General features: G+C 44.1%; 24 protein-coding genes. 17 read left to right on the top strand and 7 right to left on the bottom strand.

The features are described from left to right. The first annotated feature begins 18 nt into the window (after window positions 1-18). The 4 genes from ureE to BCT11_RS10930 all read left to right on the top strand — a co-directional run bounded on the left by ureE (window position 19) and on the right by BCT11_RS10930 (window position 3,118). Window positions 19-525 (top strand): urease accessory protein UreE, encoded by a 507-nt coding sequence (gene ureE, locus BCT11_RS10945; protein WP_102388315.1) that lies wholly within the window; start codon window positions 19-21, stop codon window positions 523-525. Further along, window positions 479-1,222 (top strand): urease accessory UreF family protein, encoded by a 744-nt coding sequence (locus tag BCT11_RS10940; protein WP_241909011.1) that lies wholly within the window; start codon window positions 479-481, stop codon window positions 1,220-1,222. Before ureE ends, BCT11_RS10940 begins: the two co-directional genes overlap by 47 nt. A 30-nt stretch (window positions 1,223-1,252) precedes the next feature. Continuing rightward, on the top strand, window positions 1,253-1,867 hold the full coding sequence (gene ureG / locus BCT11_RS10935; RefSeq protein WP_038869832.1) for an urease accessory protein UreG: 615 nt from the start codon (window positions 1,253-1,255) through the stop codon (window positions 1,865-1,867). A 198-nt stretch (window positions 1,868-2,065) separates the two neighbouring features. Continuing rightward, a complete protein-coding gene (locus tag BCT11_RS10930; protein ID WP_038869830.1) occupies window positions 2,066-3,118 on the top strand; it encodes a DMT family transporter in 1,053 nt (350 codons plus the stop codon). A 113-nt stretch (window positions 3,119-3,231) separates the two neighbouring features. On the opposite strand, the gene BCT11_RS10925 is transcribed toward BCT11_RS10930, so the two are convergent. Continuing rightward, the gene (locus tag BCT11_RS10925) at window positions 3,232-4,008 is read right to left on the bottom strand and encodes a helix-turn-helix domain-containing protein (protein ID WP_234331523.1); all 777 of its coding nucleotides are present in this window, start codon (window positions 4,006-4,008) and stop codon (window positions 3,232-3,234) included. 273 nt (window positions 4,009-4,281) lie between these two features. Here BCT11_RS10925 and BCT11_RS10920 point away from each other — a divergent pair, with 273 nt between their 5' ends. From BCT11_RS10920 to BCT11_RS10910, 3 genes are read left to right on the top strand one after another with little or no spacing between them, the layout of a single operon-like run. Continuing rightward, a complete protein-coding gene (locus BCT11_RS10920) occupies window positions 4,282-5,043 on the top strand; it encodes an ABC transporter ATP-binding protein (RefSeq protein WP_042604978.1) in 762 nt (253 codons plus the stop codon). 9 nt (window positions 5,044-5,052) lie between these two features. After that, window positions 5,053-6,042: an ABC transporter substrate-binding protein gene (locus BCT11_RS10915; protein WP_102388313.1), complete on the top strand. Its 990-nt coding sequence runs from the start codon at window positions 5,053-5,055 to the stop codon at window positions 6,040-6,042. Beyond that, complete coding sequence (locus tag BCT11_RS10910; protein ID WP_102388312.1) at window positions 6,035-7,039, top strand: iron ABC transporter permease; 1,005 nt, start codon at window positions 6,035-6,037, stop codon at window positions 7,037-7,039. Before BCT11_RS10915 ends, BCT11_RS10910 begins: the two co-directional genes overlap by 8 nt. Window positions 7,040-7,160: 121 nt before the next feature. Here BCT11_RS10910 and BCT11_RS10905 read toward each other — a convergent pair whose 3' ends face one another. Then, the gene (locus tag BCT11_RS10905) at window positions 7,161-7,388 is read right to left on the bottom strand and encodes a PAS factor family protein (RefSeq protein WP_038869823.1); all 228 of its coding nucleotides are present in this window, start codon (window positions 7,386-7,388) and stop codon (window positions 7,161-7,163) included. Between the two features lie 1,165 nt (window positions 7,389-8,553). On the opposite strand from BCT11_RS10905, the gene BCT11_RS10895 reads away from it, so the two are divergent. Continuing rightward, on the top strand, window positions 8,554-8,736 hold the full coding sequence (locus BCT11_RS10895) for a hypothetical protein (RefSeq protein WP_038869821.1): 183 nt from the start codon (window positions 8,554-8,556) through the stop codon (window positions 8,734-8,736). A 111-nt stretch (window positions 8,737-8,847) separates the two neighbouring features. Next, complete coding sequence (locus tag BCT11_RS10890) at window positions 8,848-10,113, top strand: Rid family hydrolase (RefSeq protein WP_102388310.1); 1,266 nt, start codon at window positions 8,848-8,850, stop codon at window positions 10,111-10,113. Window positions 10,114-10,182: 69 nt separating this feature from the next. Here BCT11_RS10890 and rnk read toward each other — a convergent pair whose 3' ends face one another. Further along, the gene (rnk, locus tag BCT11_RS10885) at window positions 10,183-10,575 is read right to left on the bottom strand and encodes a nucleoside diphosphate kinase regulator (protein ID WP_038869817.1); all 393 of its coding nucleotides are present in this window, start codon (window positions 10,573-10,575) and stop codon (window positions 10,183-10,185) included. Between the two features lie 214 nt (window positions 10,576-10,789). Then, on the bottom strand, window positions 10,790-11,635 hold the full coding sequence (locus BCT11_RS10880; RefSeq protein WP_038869815.1) for a helix-turn-helix domain-containing protein: 846 nt from the start codon (window positions 11,633-11,635) through the stop codon (window positions 10,790-10,792). A 776-nt stretch (window positions 11,636-12,411) separates the two neighbouring features. Here BCT11_RS10880 and ureG (BCT11_RS10875) point away from each other — a divergent pair. Beyond that, window positions 12,412-13,035 (top strand): urease accessory protein UreG, encoded by a 624-nt coding sequence (gene ureG, locus BCT11_RS10875; protein WP_102388309.1) that lies wholly within the window; start codon window positions 12,412-12,414, stop codon window positions 13,033-13,035. Window positions 13,036-13,343: 308 nt separating this feature from the next. Here ureG (BCT11_RS10875) and BCT11_RS10870 read toward each other — a convergent pair whose 3' ends face one another. Further along, complete coding sequence (locus BCT11_RS10870; protein ID WP_038880130.1) at window positions 13,344-13,550, bottom strand: hypothetical protein; 207 nt, start codon at window positions 13,548-13,550, stop codon at window positions 13,344-13,346. A gap of 358 nt (window positions 13,551-13,908) precedes the next feature. On the opposite strand from BCT11_RS10870, the gene BCT11_RS10865 reads away from it, so the two are divergent. Further along, window positions 13,909-14,613: a carbonic anhydrase family protein gene (locus tag BCT11_RS10865; protein WP_102388308.1), complete on the top strand. Its 705-nt coding sequence runs from the start codon at window positions 13,909-13,911 to the stop codon at window positions 14,611-14,613. A gap of 565 nt (window positions 14,614-15,178) precedes the next feature. Here BCT11_RS10865 and ulaG read toward each other — a convergent pair. Continuing rightward, window positions 15,179-16,246 (bottom strand): L-ascorbate 6-phosphate lactonase, encoded by a 1,068-nt coding sequence (gene ulaG / locus BCT11_RS10860; RefSeq protein ID WP_045422910.1) that lies wholly within the window; start codon window positions 16,244-16,246, stop codon window positions 15,179-15,181. Window positions 16,247-16,370: 124 nt separating this feature from the next. Then, complete coding sequence (ulaR, locus tag BCT11_RS10855; protein ID WP_005448893.1) at window positions 16,371-17,126, bottom strand: HTH-type transcriptional regulator UlaR; 756 nt, start codon at window positions 17,124-17,126, stop codon at window positions 16,371-16,373. A gap of 386 nt (window positions 17,127-17,512) precedes the next feature. On the opposite strand from ulaR, the gene BCT11_RS10850 reads away from it, so the two are divergent. The 6 genes from BCT11_RS10850 (at window position 17,513) to BCT11_RS10825 (ending at window position 22,944) form a co-directional block, all read left to right on the top strand. After that, on the top strand, window positions 17,513-19,273 hold the full coding sequence (locus tag BCT11_RS10850; RefSeq protein ID WP_005434683.1) for a PTS ascorbate-specific subunit IIBC: 1,761 nt from the start codon (window positions 17,513-17,515) through the stop codon (window positions 19,271-19,273). Window positions 19,274-19,396: 123 nt separating this feature from the next. Continuing rightward, a complete protein-coding gene (locus tag BCT11_RS10845) occupies window positions 19,397-19,873 on the top strand; it encodes a PTS sugar transporter subunit IIA (RefSeq protein WP_009702554.1) in 477 nt (158 codons plus the stop codon). A gap of 9 nt (window positions 19,874-19,882) precedes the next feature. After that, window positions 19,883-20,575, top strand: a complete 693-nt coding sequence (locus tag BCT11_RS10840) for an L-ribulose-5-phosphate 4-epimerase (protein WP_009696581.1) — start codon at window positions 19,883-19,885, stop codon at window positions 20,573-20,575. A 4-nt stretch (window positions 20,576-20,579) separates the two neighbouring features. After that, window positions 20,580-21,401, top strand: coding sequence for a Cof-type HAD-IIB family hydrolase (locus BCT11_RS10835; protein ID WP_102388307.1), 822 nt, complete (start codon window positions 20,580-20,582; stop codon window positions 21,399-21,401). Between the two features lie 5 nt (window positions 21,402-21,406). Continuing rightward, complete coding sequence (locus BCT11_RS10830; RefSeq protein ID WP_038880142.1) at window positions 21,407-22,054, top strand: 3-keto-L-gulonate-6-phosphate decarboxylase UlaD; 648 nt, start codon at window positions 21,407-21,409, stop codon at window positions 22,052-22,054. An 8-nt stretch (window positions 22,055-22,062) separates the two neighbouring features. After that, the gene (locus BCT11_RS10825) at window positions 22,063-22,944 is read left to right on the top strand and encodes an L-ribulose-5-phosphate 3-epimerase (protein ID WP_102388306.1); all 882 of its coding nucleotides are present in this window, start codon (window positions 22,063-22,065) and stop codon (window positions 22,942-22,944) included. The last annotated feature ends 114 nt before the right edge of the window (window positions 22,945-23,058 follow it).

The raw sequence follows: 23,058 nt of genomic DNA, 5'->3' as shown, positions 1-23,058 counted from the left end.
TAACAGTAAGGGCTTGCAATGCTTGAACTAACAAAACGATTAGATACCAATACGGAATGTGAGGTATTCGATAGTCTTATTCTTCCTTATGAGCTGCGTATCCGAGGGCGCCTTAAAGGAGTGACGGAAAAGGGACATGATGTCGGTTTGTTTCTCGATCGTGGACCAGTATTACGTGATGGCGACCTGCTAGAAGCGAAAACGGGTGAAGTGATTCGTGTCCATGCTGCGAACGAACCCGTCACGACGGCTTACATCAACGGTACGCTTCCTCTCGCTCGTCTTTGTTATCACTTAGGCAACCGCCACACGTTGCTTGCGGTTGGTCAGGATGAAGACGGACGTTGCTGGGTACGAATGACGCCGGACCATGTGCTTGAAGAATTAGCACTGCTGCTTGGTGCGACATTGACGCATCATCAAGCGCCTTTTGACCCAGAATCGGGTGCATACGCACATGCTGGTCGTGAGCAAGCTCATGATCACTCTCATGGTCACCACCACGGGCATCAGCATGAACACTAATACTTCTTATCGTGAAGTCGGTGATCTAGCACTACTTGGCTTGATGCAATTTATTAGCCCAGCACTTCCTATTGGTGCGTTTGCTTGGTCACAAGGGTTAGAAAGCGCTTTTGAACTTGGTTGGGTGAAAAACGAAGAAGAGCTTGGTGCGTGGCTAGAAGGCGTGCTTGATGACGGTTTATCGCGTTGCGAATTACCTGTGCTAGCGCGCTTGTATCGATCGTGGGCGAATCGTGATTGCCAAGAAGTGACGTTTTGGAACGATTGGCTGTTAGCGAATCGCGAAACCTCTGAGTTATGTGAAGAAGACATTCGTCTTGGTCAAGCATTAATAGACTTACTGACCAATCTTGAAATGCACCCTCAGCTGCATGTTGAAGGGGCAAAACAGCTTCAAGAACCTGGATACGTGACCATGTTTGCTTGGGTTACACAGCTTAACCATATTCCTGTTCGGCAGAGCCTGCTTGGCTTTGCATGGGGATGGTTAGAAAACCAATTGGCGGTGGCATGTAAAGCACTACCGCTGGGGCATACCGCAGCGCAGCGTCTGTGCATTCGACTGCAACCTAAGCTTGTTGAAGCGGTCGAATCTGCCCTCAGTTTAGAGGATTGGGAGCTAGGTCCAACGCTTCCTGGCTTAGCGCTAGGAAGTGCAAAACATGAAACGCAATATTCAAGACTATTTCGAAGCTAATTTGCTTTAAAGAACAAAAGGAAAATTAATATGACACAGTGTTTACGTGTTGGTGTAGGCGGTCCTGTTGGTTCTGGTAAAACAGCGCTGCTACGTAAATTGTGTAAAGCACTTAAAGATCATTACAACATCGCGGTTGTAACGAACGATATTTACACCCGTGAAGATGCGGACTTCTTGCTAAAACATGACGCGCTGCCATCGGATCGTATTCTTGGCGTAGAAACAGGCGGCTGTCCACATACTGCTATCCGTGAAGACGCTTCGATGAACCTAGCGGCGGTGAACGACTTACAATCGCGTCATCCAGACCTTGAGCTAGTGATGATCGAATCTGGTGGTGATAACTTGGCTGCGACATTCAGCCCAGAGCTGTCTGACCTAACGATTTACGTTATTGATGTGTCTGCAGGCGACAAGATCCCACGTAAAGGTGGTCCGGGTATCACTAAGTCAGATCTATTGATCATTAATAAAATCGACATTGCTGAATATGTACACGCGTCTCTCGATATTATGGACCGTGATGCGAAGAAGATGCGTGGCGATCGTCCATTTATTTTCGCGAACTTACATGACGGTGTTGGTTTAGAAGATATTATTCGCTTTATTTTGAAAGAAGGCATGCTGCCTGACCGTAGATAGCATCCATCTTCTTTTAATATAAAAACGATATTTACCCTAGCGTCTCCCTACGAAAATTATTTAACTCTGTATTAATTAAGCCATACCAGTCATTGAGTACTGGTATGGCTTATTAATGCATATTTTTATTTTGCTAAATAACAATGTGCGTTAATTAAAAAATCCAATATTACTTTTATTTACATTCTGGGGCTATTTATGTCTGAAGTTAGAACCGCGTCCACATCTGGACCAGAAAATAAAATGAGCAAACCACTTGCTTATATGTTTATTATGATTGGTATTATTGCGTTAGCATTTTCTGCCATCATGGTAAAAGAGGCCAACTTTGAACCAGCAACCAACGCGTTTTTACGTTGTTTAGTAGGTTTCTTAGTTTTAATTCCTTTTGCTGTCTCTGAAATTAAAAAGAAAGGCTTAATTAACAAATCAGGTTTTGCACTCGCTATCGTCGCTGGTATTTTCCTTGGTCTTGATATGACCTCTTGGAACTTTGCGATCTTCTTTATTGGTGCGGGCATCTCATCTATCTTGCTTAACCTACAGATCATCATCATGCCATTGCTTGCCATGACGTTTGATAAGTTTAAGCCGGAGAAAAGCTTCTGGTTCCTAGTACCGATTATGTTGTTCGGTATTGTTCTAGCGGGTGGTGTTCTAGAAGGCGGTCCATCCGAAGGTCCAAGCACCATGTGGGGCTATCCAATTGCGCTAGTGGGTACGATTCTGGGTATTAAATCGGGTATTTGTTACGCGCTATACCTCTACACTAGCCGTAAGTCGGGCACACTGAACGCAGGTCGCTACTTCCAGCCACTGATGTGGGTATTCCTTGCTCAGCTTATCCCTGCTGCGATTGTTATGGCGACGACGCACGGTTTCAACATTACCACGGGTGTTCTTGTCGACGGCAAACTGCCACTATCAGCGGCTGATGGTTCGATTGCGGGTGATGCGATTAATATGAGCAACTGGATCTGGATTGTGATCTTAGGTGTTGTTGGTCATGCGGTTGCTTGGGTATTTGTACAAATTGGTTCGGTAAACTTGGACCCAACCGTTGTTGCAGGTCTATTGCTATTAAGCCCAATAACTACCGTTCTTGTTGCACCATTTACAAGTGGTGAGTCGGTGACGCTATTGCAGTCAATCGGTGTGGTGATTGTACTCGTTGCGGTGGCGTATCAGAATGGTCTGCATACTGCCGTGCTAAACAAGTTCAAAGGCGAGCCAGCGAAAGTGGAAGGCTAAGCTTCAGTTCTTATAAACATAATAGAAAGCCCAATATTAACGCCAATATTGGGCTTTTTTAGGTTTTGTGGATTATGAGCTTCGATTGTGTTTGTTTGGCTATGAGGGAGTGATTAGTACTTGAGTGTCAGCAGTGATGAACCGTTGTTTTCTCTAGAATATTGTCTGAACTTTGAGGGCGTAAGATTGTACTTTCGTTTGAATGCATCACAGAAGTAAGCCGAACTACCAAAGCCACAACGATGGCTGATCTCACTGACATTGTAGGAAGTGAACGTCAGCATATTGAGTGCAATGCCCATTCTTACGTCTAACAGCAATTGGCTGAAAGAGACGTCTTCTTTATTCAAGTGTCTTCTTAGCGTGGAAGAGGAGATGAACAGCTTGCTGGCGACTTCCTCAATTTGCCACTTATGAGTCGGATCTTGGCTTATCATCCGAGTGATGACTTCTCGCTTTGATTGGTAATGATCGGATTTGAACATTCGAACAATATCCATTTCATAGTAACTCATTGTTAAGAATATAAAAAATAGAGTCTCCTCAACCAGTAACGTCTTTAAAACGTGGTTACTTAAGGTGTCATGCCCCTCTTTTAATATTTTGAATCTGTCCTTTATCTCGAAGTTGTCACTGATAGCGTAAGAGATATTATTGGCACCAAATGCCCGCTGTGGAACTTTAGCAATCAGAGAGTCGATCGTATGGTTGGAGACAGTCAGTATTTGAACCTCAATGCACTGTGATGGGCTCTCGCTGCGTAAGTCACACCAAACTCGGCTGTATTGAGGAATCATCAAGATAGTTGGAGAGGTAATGGCGATCTTACTGTCATTGATGGACACCAGTCCTTTGGCTTCAGAGAGATATATTATGTAATGATGTTCCACATAAAACTCTCTGAGCGTTATCGTTTTACAGTCAATTACTTTTCTATACTTCATATCTATTATCACGATTGTAAATTTAGCTATTTGATATAGTAGTTTTTCAATTAACTTTGCTATTCGTTTCACATGAATAAAGGATAGGGCTCTATTTCTAAGTAAAATGAATATATTTCTAAATCATAATTAAAAACATATTTTTTATTTTCTGTTTTTATTGACTACGGATTTTTTTATTTGATAATAGCTAAATATTAACTAGCAAGGCTTATTAATGTGAAAGAAGTGTTAACCATTAAGGGATTGTCACTGGGCATTAAAACGGAGTTAGTTAGGGATATTAGCTTTAGTCTAAAAGAGAAAGAGTTCTTAGCGGTTGTTGGTCCTAATGGGTGCGGAAAATCGACCTTTATTCGCACCATTATGGGAACGGTGAATATACTCTCTGGTGAATTGAATTTTCTGGGTAAACCACTTTCGAGTTATAACCATAAAATGCGTTCAAGATATATTGCATTTATGGGGCAGAATAATACCGTCGACCCACAAATGAGAGTGCTTGATTATATTTCACTGGGGCGATTTCCTCATTTTCACTATTCCACACGCCAATACGACAACGAATGCATTACCCGCGTGATCGCCGAGCTTGGACTGGAGACGTTAAGAGAGCAAAAAGTTGGGCAGCTTTCTGGCGGAGAGTTTCAGCGCGTCAACTTAGCACGAGTGTTGGTGCAAGAGCCCAAGTTGCTGCTTTTAGATGAGCCGACGAATCACTTAGACCCTAAAGCGAGAATAGAGCTCCTCAAAATCGTTAAGGATAAGCAGATTACAACGATTGCCGTATTACATGATTTAAACCTTGCCGAATACTTTGCCGACCAAGTGATGATCATTAATCGAGGCAAAATGCAGGTGTGCGATACGGTCGAAAATACGCTCAACGCTCACTGGATAAAAGATACTTTTGATTTGAATACCCTTCATTTCTTACATCCTACAACAGGAAAAGCGATCCGTTTTTTTGAAATAGATTAAGGAGTTACCGTGAAAAAAATATGCTTGATGCCGTTGTTTTTATCTGTCTCTGTTTACGCAAACACCAATGTACCGACGGAACCACATTACCCCGTCAGTGTTGAAAGCTGTGGGGACGTATTGACGTTTGAACAAGCACCAAAACGAGCGGTATTCCAAGATCTCAATATGACGGAAATGGCGTTCGCATTGGGGTTACAACCTAACATGGTGGCGGTAAATGGTATTACAGGTTGGTATCAAGTATCTGATCAGTTCAAGGCAGACTTAGGTGATATTCCCGAAATCTCTGGGCGTTACTTAACGCTAGAACCTTTACTAGAAAAGAATCCGGACTTCCTGTTTGCTGGTTGGAACTACGGTCTAAAATTTGGCTCCGATCTAACGCCACAAAACTTGGCGCACTTTGGTGTAAAGACGCTGGTACTCAGCGAAAGCTGCGCTCACATCACTAAGAAGAAACAAGAAGCTTCTATGGAACTGCTTTACGGCGATGTCCTTAAGCTGGGCAAGGTCTTCGATAAGAGTGATAAAGCACAGAGCTTAGTCGAGAATTGGAAAAAAGACCTCAACGAAATAGAGGCAAAGGTGGCAGCTTATACAACCAAGAAGGTGTTCCTTTACGATTCAGGCATTGATCAGCCCTTTACCAGTGGGCGCTTTGCCATGCCTCACGCGCTGATCAAAGCGGCTGGTGGCGTCAACGTGATGGGCAACGAAAACTTTAGTTGGGGCACCGCGCCATGGGAAAAAGTTGCCATTCATAATCCCGATATGATCATTTTGGTGGATTATGGCAGCTCAGATGATGCAGCGATCAACAGCTCGATAAAAGCGCTGAGTGACAACCCTCTAATGCGTCAAACGAATGCGGTGAAAAATGGTCAATTTTTACGGTTGAAGTACAGTGAGCTGACGCCTGGTCCTAACAATGTGGTTGCCATTAAGAAGATTGCAGCCAAGCTCCATCCCGAGGCTGGTATCGTGATTAATGAGTAACTCGAATGTGAAGTTTTGGCTTGCTATCGTGGCAAGCCTGATGTTGCTATCGGTCATACTGTTCCTTTCGCTCTCTTACGGAACAATAGACATACCCTTTTCCTCGGTTTATCAGTTTTTTACCTTTGACCACGCCTCGCTACCTGCAATGACCAACGTTATTTTGAGTGAGATTCGAATTCCTAGATTTCTGCTTGCGATTTTAGTTGGTGCTGGGCTTGCTATGGTGGGGGCGCTATTGCAGACCGTGACTAAGAACGACTTGGCTGATCCATTCTTATTCGGGTTATCTGCGGGTGCATCGGCTGGCGTTGTTGCGGTTATCAGCCATTTCGATTTGGCGTTAGGTCAATGGTCTTTACCGGTGGCAGCATTTGCTGGGGCAACCTTATCCGCAGCTTCGGTCATCCTGGTGTTCTTTCTACAAAAGTCTCAAGGAGTTGAGCGCCTGATTTTGTCTGGATTGGCGGTTTCGTTCCTGTTCAGTGCCATTACTGGATATTTGATTTATACCGGCGATCAACGTTCGGCGAGTAATATTCTCTTTTGGTCGATGGGGGGCTTAGGGCTGGCAAAATGGGAAAATCTGCCGTTTGCCTCGGTTGGGGTTATTGTGCTCGCACTGTTTACCATGCTGCGCTGGCGTTCGCTCGATGCCATGTTGGTGGATGAGGACACCAGTAACTCACTGGGTGTAAGCGTCAAATTCCTCCGTGTGACCGTGTTTATTTTATCGGCACTCTCTACAGCCATCTTTGTCTCTTTAAGTGGCGTGATTGGCTTTGTTGGGCTCATCGTGCCGCATCTCGCGAAACCATTTTCCGGACCAAGTCATCGTTATCTATTGCCTTTATGTGCTTTTATTGGCGCGATGCTGCTCTCAGCCAGTGATTTAATGAGCCGAGTGCTGATCCCCGGTCAGGAGTTACCCATAGGTCTGATGACTTCAGCAATTGGATCTGTGTTTATTCTGTTTTTCGTACTTAGAAAGAAATAAGGCGAGATAGAATCCCAAGGACATGGAGATAACTCTGCTATATAAGTCGGCCTCACCGTTTAAAGTGGTGAGGCCGACTTTTTTGGTTAAGGGCGTGAGAAAGCTTATTCCTCGTTATCGATTATTTGTTGCTTAGGATGATTCTTTCCGCATCGCCTACCGCTCTGGTTAAGCTTTGGTTGCTGGACAGTTGACCGGAACTTACTGGACCAAGAACATGGGTATATAGTGCTAACTGCTTCTCGAATGGCAGTTTTAGAGTGTTGTAAAGCTCCTGCCTAATTTGAACATGAGACTCTTGTGGGGCTGAAGATAAGCGTAGTAGGGTTTCATGAATAACAGTTTTCATCTGTTGTTTGTCCTTTTGTTTTCTACGTTGTTAGGGCTTAAATAAAGTAGCACCACCGAGCATGTGCATACTCGGTGGTGGTCGTGTGCATCTATATTGGTTTGGGCGAGATTGCTCGCTTTATCCAAGTTTTAGTGAGTGCTTCAAAGTGAAAGCACTTCTTTTGTTATGTTCTAGCTCAAGAGCTTATTAATTCGGTTGATCACCGGTAGGTTCTGGTGCTGTCTGTCTTTTCTAATTTCGTTAACTAAGGTTTTTCTTAGCCTCGCTTTGGTGACTTTTAACGGAGGCATGATCAATGAGCCCTTCACTCTGCATGAGATCGTATCTGGGCAATATATCTCACCTTTGGCAGTATTTCTTAGTAGCCAACGAAAGCAATTTGGACATAACTTATCTGTTTTCTCGTACATGTTTTTTTGGCTTGCTATCCGTTAAATAGATAAAAAATTAACACCATTCGAATATAAGCGGATGTTATACCCATCACTGGCGATAGACTTAAACTTACAAATAAAAACGTTATCGAAATTAAACTTGTATTTATTTGAATTTTCACAGTTGTAGAAGAGTAAGCTTGAGTCTAATTCGACAAAGACGTTATCTTCTGAATCGTAAGAAAATGAGGTGACATCATCAATAGAATTGAGAAAACTTAATATCTTGTTCCAGTATGTGGCATTGAAGGGCTTTAACCTAATCTCAAAGTCCTCAATCGATGAATAGTCAATCCTTTCTAAGTTCATTTTCTACCTCAAAAAAAGCCCTAACCAAAACTGGATAGGGCTAAGTTGTGCAAGAGCGGAATAAAGTTATTTGTGAGTAGGTTACTCAATTCATATGAGCGACTGGACTCTATCAAATAGGAGTTTATATCGACAAGTGGGCATGAAACATTTCTTATTATTTCAAAACATTATGACTTAATTATTTAATTTATAAAATTAAAGGTGGGCCTTTTCCTGTTCTTCTTGGTTTCATTTTATTAATGATATTAGAGATGAAATTTTGAGTAGGAAAAGCTGCATCAAGGCAATGGGAAACTTGAAATGTAAAGCGCGTAAAAATTAAACATAATGCGCGCATGTTGTAATGAATTGCGTCTAAATAATCAGCATAATCTTATAGTTTTACTTACGATGTGATTGTTTGTGAAAGGAGAGGTATGAAAATATTTAGAGGCATATTAATTGATTTAGTCATCCTTGTTGGGGTCCTATCCGGAATGATTACTTTCTCTTTAAATAAAATCGATATATTAGGAACGATTCTGATTATCACCGCTTCTTTGTTGATCTTAGCTCTATTTATCTATGGTTTAAAAGATGGATATAACAGAAGCGGTTAACTCTATTCTATATTAAATTGCAATGAAATATAGCTGATAGCTCTCCTTTCTAGCCTCAATGATGTTCACGTAAGTTAAATACTTTTATCATTAATTAAAGGTAACATTAAAATGACTGGCACCATTATTAAATGCTCTAGAAACACAGAAACTGCACCACTTAACAGCCATTCAACGCAAAGTGTTGCGTTTTCTCACTACAACAATACCTCCGCTCAACTTCCGATTGATCCTCAAACCAACCAGCTTGTTGACGGTGGTATTCAGGAGCAAGCCAAACAATGTCTTTTGAACATTAAAAGAATTGTAGAGAGCATTGATCATGTAATGGATGATGTCGTTAAGATAAATGTCTACTTGACCAACATTCATGACGTTGAAGAAGTAAACAAGGTGTATGCGACTTTCTTTACTAACCTTCTACCAACACGCACAGTGTTGGCGATTGAGGCGGTGCCTTTTGAAGGAGCGTTACTACAAATGGATGCGCTTATTTCTAATGGAGAGGGGACAACACCCCAAAAGCCATGTGACTTGATCAAGGTGTCGCGTGATACTGATCTAGCACCAACCAATTCGATTTCTACACAAACGGTCGCATTCTCGCACTACAACAACATCTCCGCACAGTTGCCGGTAGATGCAGCGACAGGAAACTTGGTCGAAGGTGGTGTAAAAGAACAAACTCATCAATGTCTGCAAAACATCAAGAACATTCTAGAGAGCATTGATGTTCCGCTAGATGACATCGTAAAAACGACCGTTTACCTGCAAGATCTAGCAGATATTGAATCAGTGAACGAAGTGTACCGTACTTTCTTCCCAGATTCGGCGATCGCAAGAGCCGTGGCTTACATGCCTGCTCGCTCGGTTATTCAGGCTTCAGCGCTACCAATGGGCGCAGCAGTACAAATTGATGCCGTGATTTCTCATGGTGACGGTACGCCTCCTCAAGAAGTTGAAGATCGCCATGGCATTGTGATTAAGGCAAACAACACGCTGAATGCACCTCTTGATGCGCTTGCAACGCAAACTGTGGCGTTTTCTCACTATAACCACATTTCCGCGCAACTACCGATGGATGCACTGAACCATGAGCTGGTTCAAGGTGGAGCTAAAGAGCAAGCTGAGCAATGTTTGAAAAACATTAAAGCGATCGTTGAGAGCATCGGTCACGTGATGAATGACGCGGTTAAGGTCAATATTCAAGTGACTGACATCGCTGATATTGATGCAATCAACGAGGTGTACGCCACTTTCTTTGATGGCGATTTGCCAGCAAGAACCGTGATTGCTGTGTCTAACATCGCGCTAGGTGCCAAAGTTCAAATGGATTGTGTTCTGTCAAACGCAGAAGGCACACCGCCACAAGTGTAATCAAAACATAAAGCCATCACTCTGGTTAAGAGTGATGGCTGATGATTGAGTTTATTCGTTGGATTATCTCTACTCTATATTTCTTTCTGGTTGAAAAACGACATCCAAGATCTCAATGGTTTTCTTGTTGCCGTTTGGCAGTATCCAATCGATGCGTTGACCGACAGACAGCCCGATAAGTGCCATGCCAATCGGCGCGAGTATGGAGATGTGAGAGTTATCTTTCACTTGGTTTGGGTAAACGAGCTCTTTCTGAATATGCTCTTCCTCACCAAGGAATTTGAACGTCACCTTAGAGTTCATCGTGACAATATTGTTGTCGATCTCGTGTGCATCGACAATCAATGCGCGGTCAATTTCATCTTCTAATTTAAGCAGCTCGTCGGTGAAATTCGGAATGTTATCCAGTAATCGACAGATGTTGTTGTAGTCATCAGATGTAACGGTGATCGAATTAGACATAATATTTCCCTAAATCTAATTTTTATGACCCAGCCTTTGAGATGGCTTGGGTATATCGTGAAGTTTTCTAGTGCATAAAGCGAAACACCATACTCCTGAAGGACGAGAGAAAACGTTACCTGGACGCAATGATTGGTGATTTAAATGAAAAGCAAAATAGAGTGAGCAGAAAGCGCAAGGCTTTACGCTCGATCCGTCATCCACTAGAGCGTTGTTAGCTCACATCGTCACTTCTTGTGGAGACAAGTGACGCATCACTGGTCTTCTTAGACTGAGCTCGGAACTGTGATGGCGTTAAGTGATATTTTCTCTTGAAGGCATCACAAAAATAAGCGGCGCTACCAAATCCACAGCGGTTGCTGATCTGTGAAACGTTGTAGGAAGTGAACGTTAGCATGTTCAATGCAAGCCCCATTCTTACATCTACCAATAGCTGGCTAAACGACAGATTCTCTTTCTGCAAATGCCTTCTTAATGTTGAGGTAGAGGTAAACAGCTGCTTGGCGACATCTTGAATTTGCCACTTTCTTTGTGGTTCCTTTGTGATCATTCGTGCGATGACTTCACGTTTGCTTTCTTCGTAATTGAACTGAAAGACATTGAAAACATCGATACCAGATTCGCAAAGAGAGAGCAGTATGAAATATAGCGTTTGTTCTAAAAGCATGATTTTCAAAGCATCTCTACTTAATGAGTCATACACTTCTTTGAGTAGTTGAAAGTTATTGTCCACATCCACTGGTGTTGGCAGTTGATGAGCTACGGTATTTTTGATGAACCTACGCTTTTGAGGAAGTTGAAGTAGCAAGCCTTCTAACATGTCATCGGTCACGATTAACAATTGAATCTGTAATGGTGAGAACGACGATTTCTGAGTCAAATTACACGACAAACAGGTAAATTGAGGGATGATTAAGGTTGACGGGCCATCGATGGTGATTTGTTGTTCATTGATGTAAACGGTGCCTTTTGCGAAGGCGATGTTGACAATGTAGTGATACTCTACGTAAAACTCCTCAAGCTTCACTGGTTTGAACATTTCAATATATCTATATTCCACTATTGCTTATCTCATAATTGGGCTTACTACAGGCAGTAAGTTGGGCTAAAAGAAAAGCATCCATGCGACAGTACAACGCACAGTATAACGCTACTCCTTTGTTCTTTTCATAAATTCATCAAAGAAAGTGTCTTATCTCAGTAATTTGAGCTCAAATCTAAATAGGCGCTATTGATTTTTTATTTAACTTATTGAAAGTAATGAATAATGTTTTTGTTTTTATCAATCATGAAAATTAAGATTACGAGTCAGATAGCTGAATTGAGGATCAATAGCACACCTAGTAATAGTGTTCTTTATGCAGAGATGGTGCTTGAAGTATTTTGAACATCTTAGGATGTAGATATGAAGTCACAATGTTCAGATAATTTAGCCTGAATTCTAATTCTAAATTTTATGGGCTGATATCGGAATGGAATGGTGAGGCTTTTATTGTATATTTTGCTTCGAGAGTGGTTAGGAGACATAACCTACCAGTCGAATCATGTAGACATTGTTGATGATAAAAATTGCAAACCTTCGTTATCAATATTTACGGGTTAGTTAGTCAAAAACTTCGCCAATGAGTTTGCCTAATCACTCTCAAACCATTCACAACTCAGTGCCTTATTTAATACTCCAATACTCATTAAAAAAACATCATCTGTTCCTTGATGACTGCCATTAAAAATCATCCTCTTAATTGGTGACTTTCAATAACGTTCGGCTTTTTCATTATTAGCCATTAAATAATTACACATCGAATTTTAACTCCATCCATAATTTGGACAACTCTTATGCAAGAAAACTACAAACAACCTTTGCGAATTGGCGTTGGTGGACCTGTTGGGTCTGGTAAAACGGCATTGCTAGAGGTTCTGTGCAAAACTCTCCGAGATCTTTATCAGATCGCTGTCGTCACTAACGATATCTATACGCAAGAAGATGCAAAGATACTCACTCAGGCAGAAGCCTTAGATGCAGAGCGTATTATTGGGGTCGAGACTGGTGGTTGCCCGCATACCGCGATTAGAGAAGACGCCTCGATGAACCTCGCTGCGGTGGAGGAACTCTCTATGCGGCACAAAAACCTAGACGTGGTATTTATCGAAAGTGGTGGTGACAATCTCAGTGCCACGTTTAGCCCTGAACTGGCTGACTTGATGATCTATGTGATTGATGTATCGGAAGGGGAGAAAATTCCACGCAAAGGCGGACCGGGCATTACACGCTCTGATTTGCTTGTTATCAACAAAATAGACCTTGCGCCTTATGTTGGAGCATCATTAGAGGTCATGGAAGCGGATACCGCTCGAATGCGTCCAGAAAAACCTTATGTGTTTACCAACCTGAAAGAACGGAAGGGGCTGCAGGAAATCATAGACTTCATTGTCGATAAAGGCATGCTTGAAAAGAGATAGCATCGAAGTACGCCAAAGAAACTGCTGCGTATTATGATGCATGAAGAATTATGTTTATTCGCAGTCGTTTCTATGCCTAATACTCACAATAAGTCGATACTGAAAAAAAGCAGCTTTAAATGATTAAAGCTGCAAAGAATCAATAGCAGGAAAAGTAGATGATTACATCTACGGAACCAAAGTGAAACCAAACAATTGTGTAGTAACGTTTGATGAAAGCTATAGTATATGACTCACGTTCTGTTTCAATGTGTCCAGTTGTGGTTGAAGCTGAATCTAAATATCTGGAGCAGATTATTAAATAGTCCCTACTTCAATAGTCTAATAATGTTCTTGGGTCTTCTTATATAGTCATAAAACTCTTTTGCTTTAAGCCTACCGACTGAAAGTTCAATTTTAAGCTCATTGGCAAGTAATCTTAATGTCGATCGATTAACCATATCTTTACGAGCATTCACTTTATCTAGGTATTCATCCAAGATTTTGTCATCATAAACGTAGATATATTCACTCATAATCGTATGTCCTTTTAAATGATAGTTTTAGTTGGCAATAAACCCTGAATTAGAGTTTGGTTTTTATGACGAGGTAAATTGATGTCGTTTTAGACGATGTTCGTTTTGAGTTTGGATTATTAAGGTATAAGAATAAGGCTTCAAGCAGTTTTGCTGTAATTCTTTTATGTTGAAATAATCTAGTCTGATGGTGAAATACAAATCTCACTGTTAGTTCAGTCCCAAAGTGGTTTAAATATTTGCTTAATTCATTTTGATAAATGTTGATTATGGGTGTATTTATATTTATCTGACACAGTGATGACTTTGAGGCTTTACTAATTATCTGATTTTTCTTAATTTATTAAATGAGGATAAGATGAAGAAATCAGTGTTAGCGATTAGCCTTTTATTGAGCTCTGCAGCACATGCTGCGCATTGGGGATACGAAGGCGAGAATGGACCTGAGTTTTGGGGCAAGTTCTCTGAAGATTGCCAGCAAGGTAAGAACCAAAGCCCTGTTAATATTCAATCAGCCGTGTTGGGTATTATGGATGAAATCAACATCAACTATTTAGGTGATGCCGTTTCTGCTATTGATAATGGTCATACTCTGCAAGCCGATGTTGAAGGCAATAACACGCTACTGGTTGACGATAAAAAGTTCACGCTTTCTCAGTTTCACTTCCATACACCATCTGAAAACCACATCAACGGAAAAGAGTACCCGCTAGAGGCACACTTTGTTCATGCCGATAAGGATGGCAATCTAGCGGTTGTGGCAGTCTTCTATAAGCTAGGAGATGAAAACCCAACACTGGAGAAGTTGCTAAACCATGACTTTAAAAAAGGCAAAACAACCAGCTTTGAACCCGTGAGCATCAAGTCTCTTGTTCCTTCTAAGCACAGCTACTACCGATTCAATGGTTCGTTAACGACACCTCCGTGTTCTGAAGGTGTTCGTTGGTTGGTACTAAAAGAGGTTCAAACGGTATCTGCAGCGCAAGTGAAAGCGTTTATGGACATCATGGGCAAGAACAATCGCCCTATCCAGCCGATTAACGCTCGACTCATTATCAACTAACCCATTAATGACGAGTCGAAGTTTGACGCGGTTTGCGTGCTATCTGAGATTAACGGTTGTCTAAACGAAAAAAGGACTCTTAGTGAGTCCTTTTTGATATTAAAAATAAGAGCATACATCAAGTGGAACTCAAGTGTCTGATGGGTACTCCATCCTTGGAGATTTGACACTTAAGCGACATCGAACGCAGTCACACATTGCACTCGGATGTACTAACCGAAACCAATTTAACATTGGACTTGTAAGCAGTACATCAAATGATTTTTGTCGATTGTTGATATCTAACCTACTAAATAATAAGTATTTTGTTTAAGAAGGTTTAGATGGGTATTGCCGATATTGAGCGTAAATTGGAGCGAAGTTGGCGTTTATTAAAATGCTTGTAGATGTGCACTAGCGTCTAGGGTTTTTGAGAGCGTTAGCCTCTCTGAAAGCTCTCCTACTTATTAGATAGCGAATGCTAATCGTCGCAGAAAATGCGCTCTGTATAATCTGCGGTTTCTGCAATAAAAAAGGACTCAATTGAGAGCCCTTTTGGTTTTCGCTGTCTGACGTTGCGACGGAATTACAAGAACGCTTTGTATGGCAGTTCTGGTTCGTTTTTGAAGATGTCGCTAAAGCCACGGAAGTGCTGGTAGTGCATGCGACCTTTATCGGTAGGGAAGGTGTATTTGCCTCCCACTTGCCAGAAGAACGGTGCGAACTTGTATTGCAGACGGTCTTTCTTCATGTTCCACAACACTTCGATTTCGCGTGGGTCGTTTTGGAAGTTCGCCCAAATATCGTGGTGGAATGGCATCACGACATCACAATTCAATGATTCTGCTGCACGTAGGATGTCAGAAGACGTCATCTTGTCAGTCACGCCGCGTGGGTTTTCACCGAATGACAACAGTGCTACGTCGATTTGGTATTCGTTGCCGTGTGCGGCGTAGTAGTTCGAGTAGTGCGAGTCACCAGAGTGGTAAACCGAGCCGCCTGAAGTTTCAATCAGGTAGTTTACCGCACGTTTGTCCATGCCGTCGAGGATTTCTTTATCGTAAGAAGAAGTGCCCTCTGGCAGCGTGACAAGTGCAGTACGGTCGAATGAATCCAGTACGCGGATCTTCATGTCGCCGACTTCAAGCACATCGCCCACTTTCGCGACCACACAACGCTCTTCTGGCACGCCCCAGCCCATCCATAAATCGACACACGCTTGTGGACCGATGAACTTCACGTGGTCACCACAGTTTTGCAGTACCGCTGCCGCAACGTTAACGTCGATATGGTCAGCGTGGTCATGGGATGCCATTACTGCGTCGATCTCTTGGATAGCAAATGGGTCAAGTGGGAAGATAGCAGTACGTAGATTTGGTTGCAGCGCTTCGACACCGCCCATACGCATCATTTGGTGCTGGTTCTTCATGAAAGCGTTCTTTTGCGTCTTTTTGCCCGTACCACACCAGAAGTCGATAGAGATGTTGGTGTTGCCCTCACTCTTCAACCAGATACCTGTACAACCTAGCCACCACATCGAGAATGTATTTGGTTCTACCACCGTATTTTCGATCTCTTCGTTTAACCAGGTACCCCACTCAGGGAATGTATTTAGGATCCAAGATTCACGAGTGATTTCATTTACTTTACTCATAGCAACACCTTTTTGTTTCACAATTTTTATTAAATTTGGGATGTAGGGAGCCGAGCGCCTTAATTTGTGGTTAAGGCACTGAGCTGAATTATTTTTATTTATTTGAGAAAGAGGCTAGGGCGCGTTAGACCAGAATGACCTGTGTCCCTTTTGCTTCTATCGCTTTGATGACTTCTGGGTTGGCGTTTTTGCCAGTGATCAGAATGTCGATTTTCTCGGTAGGACAGAACAACATGCCCGTTCTGTGACCCACTTTGGAGCTGTCTACGACGACGACGAGCTTGTCGATTTGCTCAAGCATTTGCTGCTCAGCCACCGCGGTTAACATGTCGGCTTTGTAGAGTCCGGCTTCGGTTAAACCTTTGCCAGAAGTGAACATCCAATTGCCTGCGTAACTGCCAAGCGAGTTGGGCGCCGGATTTAAGAACAGTTTTTGTGAACGGTTGTATTGACCGCCAATGATGATCACATCGTCATGGTCTTCATTGATCAGGTAGCTTGCCAATGGGAAGTAGTTGGTGACGATCTGTACGTCTTGCCCACACAACTTCTGCCCTAGTAGGAAAGCGGTCGAACCGCAGTTGATGACCACGCTATCGCCAGGCTGACAAAGCTCAGCGGCTTGCATCGCAATCAAGGATTTTTCTTCGTAATGCTCAGTGCTGTTGATGTTCAGCGGTGACCATTTTTTCTTTTCTGCTTCGACGCGTTCTGCGCCGTTGCGTACTTTGCGCAGTTTGCCTAGCTCATCCAGCTTAGAAATATCACGGCGAGCCGTCGCTGGAGAGACGTTAAAGCTCTCAATAATGTGTGAGACGTTAATCGTCTGATTTTCTTCTAATAAAGACAGAATGCCATTGTGTCTTTGTACTTCATTCATACCCATCACCCTATTTGATTCAAATTCACCGAAATGTGTATCTAGTGATTATTTGGTGATTACTTGTGATTTGTTTTGATTCTATTAATCACGCTCTTGATTGTCAAATTCAAGACTGATGAAAATCTGAACTTCATCACAAGAATTTATAAGCTATTGTATTTATTGGTTATTTTGTTTTTGTGTGTGATCCGCTTACCATTTGTAGGGTTTTTTGGAGGGCAAAATTGATAAATATCAAAATAATCACAAATGAGCATTGCGTGATTACTTTTGATTGTTAGAGTTTATTTCGTGAGCAAAAACTGAGTAGATTCTACGACATCAGATGGAATCACTCTGACCTACATACGATTACAAATAAAAAACACTCTAGGGGTAAAGATATGGAGTTCTTGTACGACATCTTCTATATTTTTTACAGCCAAGTTATGACCAAAGCCCCACTACTGCTGGGTTTGGTAACATGCATTGGCTATTGGTTGCTGAGAAGAGACGCCACCACCATCATTAAAGGTTCCATCAAAACGATCGTGGGTTTCATGCTGGTTCAAGTGGGTGCGGGCACCCTAGTTGCTGGCTTCAAACCTGTGATCTCCAAACTTTCCGAATACCACGGGCTAACCGGCTCGGTCATTGACCCTTACACCTCCATGATGTCTACCATGGAAGCGATGGGCGACAACTACTCTTGGGTGGGTTACGCCGTTCTATTAGCATTAGGTATCAACATCCTCTTGGTACTGTTCCGCCGCTACACGGGTATCCGCACCATCATGCTGACTGGTCACATCATGTTCCAGCAAGCAGGTCTGATTGCCGTGTTCTACTTTGTGCTTGGCGCAAGCATGTGGGAAACCATCATTTACTCTGCGGTGTTAATGGCGCTGTACTGGGGCATCTCCTCCAACATCATGTTCAAGCCAACTGAAGAAGTCACCGGCGGGGCGGGCTTCTCTATTGGTCACCAACAACAGGTCGCGTCTTGGATTGCAACAAAAGTAGCGCCAAAACTGGGTGATAAGAACGACAGCGTTGACCACCTAGAATTGCCTAAATGGCTACACATCTTCCATGACAGCATCGCAGCAACAGCGATCGTGATGACGGTGTTCTTCGGCATTATTCTGCTTTCATTCGGTCTTGATAACCTTCAAGAAATGGCGGGCACCACACACTGGACTATCTACATCTTAGAAACGGGTCTGAAATTCGCTGTTGCGATTCAGGTGATTGTTGCCGGTGTACGTATGTTCGTTGCTGAGCTGTCTGAAGCGTTCAAAGGCATCTCTGAGCGCGTGATTCCAAACGCGGTATTGGCGATTGACTGTGCGGCTATCTACGCATTCTCTCCAAACGCAATGGTATTTGGTTTCATGTGGGGTGCGCTTGGTCAATTCGCGGCAGTACTGGCAATGCTGGCATTCGATGCGCCAATCATGATCATCCCTGGCTTCATCCCAATGTTCTTCTCTAACGCGACCATCGGCGTATTTGCTAACCACTTCGGTGGCTGGAAAGCGGTGATGAAGATCTGTTTCGTGATGGGCATCATCGAGGTACTAGGTTCTGCTTGGGCTATCCACCTATTTAGCCAACACGGCACAGAATTCAACGGCTGGATGGGCATGGCTGACTGGGCGCTTGTATTCCCACCAATCATGCAGGGTCTGTCTGCATCGAAAATGTTCTTCTTCGTTCTTGTTGGTCTGTCTCTGGTTTACATGTTCTTCGCTTCTCGCAAGCTACGTGCTGAAGAGGACGCGCAAGGCACAGTAGAAATCAGTGAAGAACCAGAAGTGATTGAAGCGGTAGAGCAAGCAATCAAAGCGAGCGACGGTCTGCGCCCAGTAAGCATCCTAGCGGTATGTGGTAACGGTCAAGGCTCATCGATGATGATGAAAATGAAGATCGGCAAATACCTAGAGAAGAAAGGCATTCCTCATGTGATGGACTCATGCGCAGTGTCGGACTACAAGTCGAAGCTTGCGAGCACGGACATCATCGTATCATCGAAGCACCTGTCTGCGGAGATGGAGCCAGGTGAAGGCAAGTTTGTACTCGGGGTGCAAAACATGCTTAACCCTAACTCCTTCGGGGACGAGCTACTCGACATCATCAATAAAAACTTTGTACCAGCAAAATAAAACAGCATGACCAAATACTTCTCTCAATGAAGAGATAAGAAACCAATAACAAACAGCGGATAACAACAGTGGTGCCGAGCTTCGGACAGCCAAAGTCACGGCACCCAAACTGGAGATAGAACAATGGGATTAAAACAATCACTGATCGACAACAACTCAATCAAACTGCAAGCAAAAGCGTCTAACTGGCGTGAAGCAATCAAGATTGGTACGGACATGTTGATTGCCTCTGGTGCGATTCAGCCTTCTTACCACGATGCCATCATCAGCAGCGTGGAAGAGTTGGGTCCTTACATCTGCATAGCACCTAACTTAGCTCTGCCACACGCACGACCAGAAAACGGCGTGATTCGTACTGCTTTCGCACTGGTTACGCTAGAAGAGCCAATCTACTTTGAAGGCGAAGACGAGCCAGTTGATGTGCTAATCACGCTAGCGGGCAGCTCTTCAGACGAGCACATGGAAGGTCTGATGGAAGTGACCCAAGTGCTGGATGATGAAGACAGCGAAACGGGCGTGGATTTGGACAAGCTTCGCCGTTGCCGCAGCAAAACCGATGTATTCAACGTGATTGATGAAGCTCTGGCTGTCACTGCCTAAGGAGAAATCATGTACAGCGAACTGAAACAACGTGTGCTCGAAGCCAACCTAAAACTGCCGAAATACGGCTTGGTGACCTTCACCTGGGGCAACGTGTCTGAGATTGACCGCGAGCGCGGCGTGATTGCGATTAAACCGTCAGGGGTGGAATACGATGGCATGCGCGCTGAGCACATTGTGGTGGTGGATTTAGACGGCAATGTGGTGGAAGGCAACATGAATCCATCCAGCGATACCGCGACCCACATTGAGATCTACAAAGCGTTCCCACAAGTGGGCGGCGTGGTGCACACCCACTCACGCAGCGCGACGATTTGGGCGCAAGCGGGAATTGATATTCCGGCGTTGGGCACGACTCATGCCGATTACTTCTACGGCGACATTCCGTGTACTCGTAAGCTCTCACAACGTGAAATTGCCGAAGAGTACGAGAAGAACACCGGCTTAGTGATAGTGGAAGAGTTTCGTCAACGCCGCATCGACCCAATGGCTGTGCCAAGCGTTATTGTAGCAGGGCATGCGCCTTTCTCTTGGGGAACTAACGCTGACGATGCCGTGCATAACGCGGTGGTATTGGAAGAGATTTCTGCCATGGCATTAGCAACGCGTTCACTCAACAGCGGCATCAAGATCCAGCCTGAGCTTTCAGACAAACACTACCTGCGTAAGCACGGTGAAAACGCCTACTACGGGCAGAGGTAACGACATGTACAAAGTGCTTGCTTTAGATTTAGACGGAACTGTCCTCACCGATGACCACAGCATTCACCCAGAGGTGAAAAAAGCGATTCAAGAAGCGCAGCAGAAGTGTCACGTGGTGATTGTCACCGGACGCCATCACACCGCGGCACGCCCGTATTACGATGAGTTGGGTCTTACCACGCCTATCATCTGCTGCAACGGCACTTATGTTTATGACTACCACAATGACCGAGTGCTCAAGCACAACTCTATCGATAAGGAAGATGCGCTGACGTTCATCGCCTTGGCGAAGGAGTTTCAGGTCAAGATGGTGATGTACGTAACCGGTGCCATGACGTACTCAAACTACAACCCAATTCACTACATGGAAGCGTTGGAAAAGTGGGCGAAAACCGCGCCTGAGCACCTCCAACCAAAGATCTACAAAATCGACTCGTTCAGCGAAGAAGTGCGCAATACCGAGTTCGTGTGGAAATTCGTGGTGGAAGGCTTACCAAGCTCGGTAGAACGCTTGATTGAAAACCCATGGGTGAAAGAGAAATTTAACGGCGAACGCTCGTGGTCGAATCGCATCGACTTCGCAGCAAAAGGCAACAGCAAAGGCTTAAGACTGGCGGAATACGTTTCTGAGCTGGGTTATCACCCGAATCATGTCATTGCCGTGGGCGATAACCACAATGATATTTCCATGCTCCGTTACGCCGGATTAGGCGTTGCCATGAATAACGCAGACGAGACGGTACGCTCAAGCGCCCGTTTGGTGTGCGAAACCGATAACAATAACGACGGCTTAGCTCGCCTGATACGTGAAAAAATTCAAGGATAAGCATCATGACCAAACCAATGATTCAAATCGCTCTAGACCAAACTAACCTAACTGACGCCGTGGCGGTTGCAAGCAATGTACACAGCTACGTTGATGTGATTGAAGTGGGCACCATTCTCGCGTTTGCAGAAGGGATGAATGCGGTCTCGACGTTACGTAAGAACCATCCAGACCACATTCTGGTGTGTGATATGAAAACCACCGATGGTGGCGCGATTTTGTCTCGCATGGCGTTTGAAGCAGGCGCTGACTGGATTACGGTTTCAGCCGCAGCGCATATTGCGACCATCGAAGCGTGTAAGAAAGTCGCGGATGAGTTTAGCGGCGAAATCCAAATCGAAATCTACGGCAACTGGACGATGGAAGATGCGCAAGCGTGGGTGGATCTCGGTATCACTCAAGCGATTTACCACCGTTCTCGCGATGCAGAGTTGGCAGGGATTGGCTGGACAGATGCTGACATCAACAAGATGCGTCAACTCTCTGAGCTAGGTATCGAGCTCTCTATCACGGGCGGTATCGTGCCAGAAGACATCTACCTGTTCGAAGGCATCAAAGCGAAAACCTTTATCGCAGGTCGTGCATTGGCGGGCGACAAAGGGCAAGAAACCGCAGAAGCATTAAAAGCGCAAATCGACCGTTACTGGAACTAGGGGGCGACATGTATCAGAACCTACAACGTCATCGTGTTGGCTTGTATGAGAAAGCGTTGCCGAACGAGTTGGGCTGGGAAGAAAAGCTCAGCGTGACCAAAGAATTAGGCTTCGACTTTCTTGAGATCTCGGTGGATGAATCAGACGAGCGCCGCAGCCGCTTAGATTGGGATGACGAGACGATTTATGCCCTGCGTCACCAGTGTGAACGCTACGGCATGCCATTGCAGTCAATGTGTTTGAGCGCGCACCGCAAGTTCCCGTTTGGCTCGGCTGATCCGAAGATTCGCGAGCAAGCCTTGCTGCACATGGAAAAGGCGATCGCATTGGCGTACAAACTTGGCGTCCGTACTATTCAATTAGCTGGCTACGATGTGTATTACGAACCAGCAAACCGTGCCACGCATTTGCGTTTTATTGAAGGTATGAAGGAAGCAGCGAAACTGGCTGAGCGCGCAGGCGTGATGCTTGCTGTTGAAATTATGGACACTGATTACCTCAACTCATTGAGTAAGTTTGAGGTGCTCAATCGCGAAGTGAATTCGCCGTATTTCACTGCTTATCCAGACGTGGGCAATATCTCTGGTTGGAACTATGACGTGTGTACTGAGCTGAAATTGAGTAAGCCACACATTACCCAAATCCACCTTAAAGACACGTATCGCGTGACGCCAGAATACAAAGGTCAGTTCCGCGATCTGGTGATTGGTGATGGTGAAGTGAACTTCGATGCCATCTTCCGCACACTCAAAGAGACAGACTGCGTCGTGCCACTGGTGATTGAGATGTGGGCGCAAGATGAACATTGGCGTGCGCACATTCAAACCGCACAGCAGCGCTTAAATCAAGCGTGTGATCATGCGGAATTACCAAGGTTGTTTGCCGCATAATTCTTTCTGGGTCGTATAGACACTTACATGCTCCGGTGCTCGTTATTGGGCACCGTTTTCCCATCGTGGGAACGTGCAGTTTTTAACCCTCGTGAAAACTGCACTCTTTCGTTT

The sequence above is a fragment of the Vibrio sp. 10N.222.52.B12 genome (assembly GCF_002875385.1).
Lineage (GTDB): Bacteria > Pseudomonadota > Gammaproteobacteria > Enterobacterales > Vibrionaceae > Vibrio > Vibrio jasicida.
Note: the sequence above shows the minus strand (reverse complement) of the source record. Positions and strands in the feature narration are given on the sequence as shown.